5 protein-coding genes are annotated in these 6,848 nt (G+C 60.3%); all 5 read right to left on the bottom strand.

The genetic code is table 11. The annotated features are described in order from the left end of the window. Nucleotides 1-141, bottom strand: a 141-nt coding sequence (locus tag Q8R75_RS13315) for a GTP-binding protein (RefSeq protein WP_305633223.1), incomplete at its 3' end; no start/stop codon positions are given. 23 nt (nucleotides 142-164) lie between these two features. Next, nucleotides 165-2,258: an elongation factor G gene (gene fusA, locus Q8R75_RS13310; RefSeq protein ID WP_305614851.1), complete on the bottom strand. Its 2,094-nt coding sequence runs from the start codon at nucleotides 2,256-2,258 to the stop codon at nucleotides 165-167. Between the two features lie 62 nt (nucleotides 2,259-2,320). Next, on the bottom strand, nucleotides 2,321-2,791 hold the full coding sequence (gene rpsG / locus Q8R75_RS13305; protein ID WP_069039297.1) for a 30S ribosomal protein S7: 471 nt from the start codon (nucleotides 2,789-2,791) through the stop codon (nucleotides 2,321-2,323). A gap of 59 nt (nucleotides 2,792-2,850) precedes the next feature. Next, nucleotides 2,851-3,228 carry a 30S ribosomal protein S12 gene (gene rpsL, locus Q8R75_RS13300; protein ID WP_008061703.1) on the bottom strand — a complete coding sequence of 126 codons (378 nt, stop codon included), beginning with the start codon at nucleotides 3,226-3,228 and terminating at the stop codon, nucleotides 2,851-2,853. A gap of 192 nt (nucleotides 3,229-3,420) precedes the next feature. Beyond that, on the bottom strand, nucleotides 3,421-6,848 hold a 3,428-nt coding region (gene rpoC, locus Q8R75_RS13295; RefSeq protein ID WP_305663712.1), incomplete at its 5' end, for a DNA-directed RNA polymerase subunit beta'.

Raw genomic sequence — 6,848 nt, 5'->3', positions numbered from 1 at the left:
GTACGCCTTCGCTTCGCCACCGAACTTCGACGACAGAATCGTCGTGATCGCCGCCGTCAGCGTCGTCTTGCCATGATCAACGTGCCCAATCGTCCCCACGTTCACGTGCGGCTTGGTACGTTCAAACTTTCCCTTTGCCATGTCTAGCCCCTAAATCCCAAAACTCACTTCTTGTTGATGATCGCTTCGGCGACGTTCTTCGGCGCTTCGGCGTAATGCTTGAATTCCATCGAGTAGGTCGCACGACCCTGGCTCAACGAACGCAAAGTCGTGGAATAACCAAACATTGCCGCAAGCGGGACTTCAGCCTTGATGGCCTTGATACCACCCGGCAAATCTTCCATGCCCTGAACGATGCCGCGACGACCCGACAGGTCGCCCATCACGTTGCCCATATAGTCTTCCGGCGTTTCCACCTCGACCGCCATCATCGGCTCAAGCAGCACGGGACTCGCCTTGCGCATCGCGTCCTTGAACGCCATCGACGCAGCCATCTTGAACGCGTTCTCGTTCGAATCGACGTCGTGGTACGAGCCGTCGAACAACGTTACCTTGACGTCAACAACCGGGAATCCGGCAAGAACGCCATTCGGCAAGGTTTCGCGAAGGCCCTTATCGACCGCAGGGATGAACTCGCGCGGAACGGTGCCGCCCTTGATTGCATCAACGAACTCGTAACCCTTGCCCGCTTCGTTCGGCTCGAGCTTGATCCAGACATGGCCGTACTGGCCACGACCACCTGATTGCTTGACGAACTTGCCTTCCTGTTCGACTGACTTGCGCACGGCTTCGCGATAGGCGACTTGCGGGGCGCCGACGTTGGCCTCAACGCCAAATTCGCGCTTCATCCGATCGACGATGATTTCGAGATGCAGCTCGCCCATGCCCGAAATCACTGTCTGACCGGACTCCTCGTCGGTGCGCACGCGGAATGACGGATCTTCCTGGGCAAGACGCGATAGCGCCAGGCCCATTTTCTCCTGATCACCCTTTGTCTTCGGCTCGACGGCAACGTGAATCACCGGCTCCGGGAACTCCATACGCTCAAGCGTCACGGCATTGTCCGGATCACACAGCGTTTCGCCGGTGGTCACCGACGACAGGCCGATTGCGGCCGCGATATCGCCAGCGCGCACTTCCTCGATTTCCTGACGGTCGTTGGCATGCATTTGCACCAGACGACCGATGCGGTCCTTCTTGCCCTTGATCGGGTTGTACACCGTATCGCCCGATTTCAGCACGCCGGAATAAACGCGGATGAACGTGAGCTGACCGACGTACTTGTCCGACATGAGCTTAAACGCAAGCGCCGAGAATTTCTCGTCGTCGGCTGCGCGGCGCTCGACCGGCTTGTCGTCGTCATCCAGGCCCTGGACCGGCGGAATATCAACCGGCGACGGGAGAAAATCGATCACGGCATCCAGCATTCGCTGCACACCCTTGTTCTTGAATGCCGTGCCACACAACATCGGATGGATTTCACCCGCGATAGTGCGGGTCCGCAGCCCGAGAATGATGTCCTTCTCGTCGAGGTCGCCGTTTTCAAGGTAGCGGTTCATCAGCTCTTCGCTGGACTCCGCCGCCGCCTCAATCATCTTCTCGCGCCATTCGTTGCATACATCAGCGAGCTCGGCAGGAATCTCTTCGTACGTGAATTTGATGCCCTGGGACGCCTCGTCCCACAGGATCGCCTTCATCTTGATCAGATCAACAACGCCCTTGAAACCTTCTTCAGCACCGATAGGCACAACAACCGGCACCGGATTGGCATGCAAACGGGTCTTCAGCTGTTCATAGACCTTGAAGAAGTTCGCGCCCGTGCGATCCATCTTGTTGACAAAGGCCAGACGCGGCACGCCGTACTTGTTGGCTTGGCGCCAGACGGTTTCCGACTGCGGCTGCACACCGCCCACGGCGCAATACACCATGCAAGCGCCATCCAGCACACGCATCGAGCGCTCGACTTCAATCGTGAAATCCACGTGCCCCGGTGTGTCGATGATATTGATGCGATGCTCGGGGTAGTCGCCCGCCATACCCTTCCAGAAGGTCGTCACGGCAGCCGACGTAATGGTGATGCCGCGCTCCTGCTCCTGCTCCATCCAGTCAGTCGTGGCCGCACCGTCGTGCACTTCACCGAGCTTATGATTCACGCCGGTGTAATACAGAATTCGCTCGGTGGTCGTCGTCTTGCCGGCGTCGATGTGAGCGGAAATGCCGATATTCCGGTAGCGCTCGATCGGTGTCTTGCGTGCCACGATACAGTCCTTTGAAACAAGAGGCCGCCACAAGTGGCGGCCGTTCGATTAAGCGGGATGACTCAGAAACGGAAGTGCGAGAATGCCTTGTTGGCGTCCGCCATCCGATGCACCTCGTCGCGCTTCTTCATCGCGGCGCCGCGACCTTCGGACGCTTCGAGCAGTTCAGCCGCAAGGCGCAGACCCATAGACTTTTCCGAGCGTTTGCGGGCTGCTTCACGCAACCAGCGCATCGACAGCGCCATACGACGCGACGGACGCACTTCAACCGGCACCTGGTAGTTGGCACCGCCAACGCGGCGACTCTTGACCTCGACAACCGGTTTCACATTACTGATCGCTTGAGCAAAAACCTCAAGCGGATCCTTGCCGCTCTTGGTCTTGATCTGCTCGAAAGCGCCATACACGATGCGCTCAGCCACCGACTTCTTGCCGGCCGACATCAGAACATTTACAAACTTGGAGAGTTCGACGCTACCGAATTTCGGATCCGGCAGGATATCCCGCTTGGGTACTTCACGACGACGTGGCATGTTTAAACCCTTAACTTCCTGCTATTACACTGCACTGAGTACGCGCTGACGGAATCCGGTCAAGCCTTCTTCGGGCGCTTCGCGCCGTACTTGGAGCGCGACTGCTTGCGATCCTTCACACCCTGCAGATCAAGCGAACCGCGAACGATGTGGTAGCGCACACCCGGGAGATCCTTGACGCGACCACCGCGGATCAATACGACCGAGTGCTCCTGAAGATTATGACCTTCACCGCCGATGTACGAGATCACCTCGAAACCGTTGGTGAGACGCACCTTCGCGACCTTGCGCAGCGCCGAGTTCGGCTTCTTCGGAGTCGTGGTGTACACACGCGTGCAAACGCCGCGCTTCTGCGGGCAAGCCTCAAGGGCCGGCACTTTCGATTTGCTTACCGGCGACGTGCGCGGCTTGCGAACAAGCTGATTAATGGTTGGCATTTTTCGAGATTCCAAAAGACCGGAGGCGACGCCTTTTACGGTCGGCCCGCCTCCGTGACTCGTTCGCCCCGGGCCCGCTACGGTTGGCGGACCCACAAAGAGGCCGGATTATAGGCATACTTAACAGGACGGGTCAACCACCAGCTGGCCTTTGCCAATGGTGGTCGACCCTTCCACGAGTTACTGCTTTAGCTACTGCGCTTCGCCGGTTTCGGCTTCGACCGGCATCGGGTCGTCACCGAACAGCACGCGATCCGCCGCAGCCGCATCATCGCCGCGCATCTGTCCGCGACGGGTACGGTGATAGGCCAGACCGGTACCGGCCGGAATCAGACGTCCGACGATCACGTTCTCCTTGAGGCCACGCAATTCATCGCGCTTGCCCATGATCGCTGCCTCGGTCAGCACGCGCGTCGTTTCCTGGAAGGACGCCGCGGAGATGAACGAATCGGTCGACAGCGAAGCCTTCGTGATGCCGAGCAGCATGTACTGGTACTCGCACGGACGCTTGCCCTCGGAAACCAGGCGGTCGTTCTCGTCCAGCACTTCGGAGCGCTCCACCTGTTCTTCCCGGATGAACTTCGAGTCGCCGGAATCGACGATCACCACGCGGCGCAGCATCTGGCGGACGATGACCTCGATGTGCTTGTCGTTGATCTTGACGCCCTGGAGGCGATACACATCCTGCACCTCGTCGATGATGTAGCGCGCCAGCTCCTCGACGCCCTTCAGACGCAGGATGTCGTGCGGCTCGACAGCACCGTCGACAATCACCTCGCCCTTGTTCACCACCTGACCGTCGTGCACCGTGACGTGCTTGTCCTTTGGAATCAAAAACTCGTTCACCGTGCCGTCCGGCTCGGTGATCACCAGGCGCTGCTTGCCTTTGGTGTCCTTGCCGAAAGACACCGTACCGGTCACCTCGGCCAACAGGCCAGCGTCCTTGGGCGAACGGGCTTCGAACAGTTCGGCCACCCGCGGCAGACCACCGGTGATGTCGCGCGTCTTTGCCGACTCTTGCGGAATGCGCGCGAGCACGTCACCCACGCTGACCGTCTGACCATCCTTCACGGTGATGATGCAGCCCACCTGGAAGGTAATCGACACCGGCGTCTCCGTACCCGCAACCTTCACTTCCTCACCTGTCTCAGTGAGCAGCTTGACCTGCGGACGCAAACCCTTGGTCGTCGTGCTGCGACGCTTCGGATCGATCACGACCAAGGTGGTCAGGCCGGTCACATCGTCGACCTGCTTTGCCACGGTCACGCCTTCCTCGACGTGCTCGAAGCGGACCACGCCCGAGTACTCGGTAATGATCGGACGGGTGTGCGGATCCCAGCTGGCCAACGCGGTACCGGCCTTGATGGCCTGGCCTTCATCGACCTGCAGCGTGGCGCCGTAGGGCACCTTGTGACGCTCGCGTTCGCGGCCGTGGTCATCGGTGATGATGACTTCGGCGCTGCGCGCAATGACGATCTTTTCGTTCTTCGCGCTGGTGACATAGCGCATGTTCAGCGTGAAGCGGATGATGCCGGAGCTCTTCGCCTCGACGCCGCTTGCAGCCGCCGCCCGCGACGCCGCACCGCCGACGTGGAAAGTGCGCATCGTGAGCTGGGTACCCGGCTCGCCAATCGACTGCGCCGCGATCACGCCAACCGCCTCACCGGTATTCACCAGCTGGCCACGGCCCAGATCGCGGCCGTAGCACTTTGCGCAAAGACCGTAACGGGTTTCGCAGGTCAGTGGCGTGCGGACCTTGACCTCATCCACACCGAGCGAGTCGATCAGGTCGCACTTGTCTTCGTCCAGCAGCTCACCGGCGTAGATCACCGTAGCCTGCGTTTCCGGATTCACCACATCGGCAGCGGTCGTACGGCCGAGGATGCGGTCACGCAGCGGTTCGATGACTTCACCGCCCTCGACCAGCGCTTTCATCACGAAACCTTCGCTGGTGCCGCAATCGTCCTCGGTCACCACCAGATCCTGCGTCACGTCGACCAGACGACGCGTCAGGTAGCCCGAGTTCGCCGTCTTCAGTGCCGTGTCGGCCAGACCCTTGCGGGCGCCGTGCGTCGAAATGAAGTACTGCAGAACGTTCAGACCTTCCCGGAAGTTGGTCGTGATCGGTGTTTCGATGATCGAGCCGTCCGGCTTCGCCATCAGTCCGCGCATGCCGGCGAGCTGACGGATCTGCGCCGCGGAACCGCGCGCACCGGAGTCGGCCATCATGTAGATGGAGTTGAACGACTCCTGCTTGACCGTCTTGCCGTCGCGATCGACGGTGTCTTCCGTGCCGAGCTGGTCCATCATCGCCTTGGCGACCTGGTCACCGGCACGACCCCAGATGTCCACCACCTTGTTGTAACGCTCGCCGTCGGTCACCAGACCGGACGTGTATTGCTGGGCGATTTCCTTCACCTCGGCTTCGGCAGCGCTGATCAGGGTGTGCTTGGCATCCGGCACCAGCATGTCCTTCACCGCAATCGAAATGCCCGCGCGGGTCGCCAGTGCGAAACCGGCCTGCATCAGCTTGTCGGCAAAGATGACCGTTTCGCGCAGGCCGCAGCGCCGGAAGCTATGGTTGACCAGACGCGAGATTTCCTTCTTCTTCAACGCCTTGTCGAGCACGGTAAACGGCAGGCCCGGCGGCAGGATTTCCGACAGCATGGCGCGGCCGACCGTCGTTTCGTAACGGGTGACCTTGTCGCGCTTCTCATCGTCGATCACTTCGACTTCGCGGATCCGCACCGAAATCTTTGAGTGCAGTTCGACGAAACCGTTGTCGTAGGCGCGGCGCATCTCATTCACGTTGGCGAACATCATGCCTTCGCCCTTGCCGTTGATCTTCGAACGGGTAGCGTAGTAAAGGCCGAGCACGATGTCCTGTGACGGCACGATGATCGGCTCGCCATTCGCCGGCGAAAGCACGTTGTTCGACGCCAGCATCAGCGTACGCGCTTCCATCTGCGCTTCCAGCGACAGCGGCACATGGACGGCCATCTGGTCGCCGTCGAAGTCGGCGTTGAACGCCACGCAGACCAGCGGGTGCAGCTGGATGGCCTTGCCTTCGATCAACATAGGCTCGAAAGCCTGGATGCCGAGGCGGTGCAGCGTCGGCGCGCGGTTGAGCATGACCGGATGTTCGCGGATCACTTCTTCGAGGATGTCCCACACTTCCGGCACTTCCTGTTCGACCAGCTTCTTGGCGGCCTTGATCGTGGTCGCCATGCCATTCAATTCAAGCTTGTTGAAGATGAAGGGCTTGAACAGTTCGAGCGCCATCTTCTTCGGCAGGCCGCACTGATGCAGCTTGAGCTGCGGGCCGACCACGATGACCGAACGGCCTGAGTAGTCGACACGCTTGCCCAGCAGGTTCTGACGGAAACGACCTCCCTTGCCCTTGATCATGTCGGCCAGCGACTTCAGCGGGCGCTTGTTGGCGCCGGTCATCGCCTTGCCGCGACGGCCGTTGTCGAGCAGCGAATCCACCGCTTCCTGCAGCATGCGCTTTTCGTTGCGCACGATGATTTCCGGTGCCTTCAGTTCGAGCAGGCGCTTCAGGCGGTTGTTGCGGTTGATGACGCGGCGGTACAGGTCGTTGAGGTCCGAGGTCGCGAAAC

This window comes from Methyloversatilis sp. (genome assembly GCF_030696805.1).
In the GTDB taxonomy this organism is placed as follows: Bacteria; Pseudomonadota; Gammaproteobacteria; order Burkholderiales; family Rhodocyclaceae; genus Methyloversatilis.
Note: the sequence above shows the minus strand (reverse complement) of the source record. Positions and strands in the feature narration are given on the sequence as shown.

Coding starts and splice junctions, on each gene's coding strand:
- rpsG (WP_069039297.1), bottom strand. CDS start 2,791: ATGCCACGTCGTCGTGAAGTACCCAAGCGGGATATCCTGCCGGATCCG.
- rpsL (WP_008061703.1), bottom strand. CDS start 3,228: ATGCCAACCATTAATCAGCTTGTTCGCAAGCCGCGCACGTCGCCGGTA.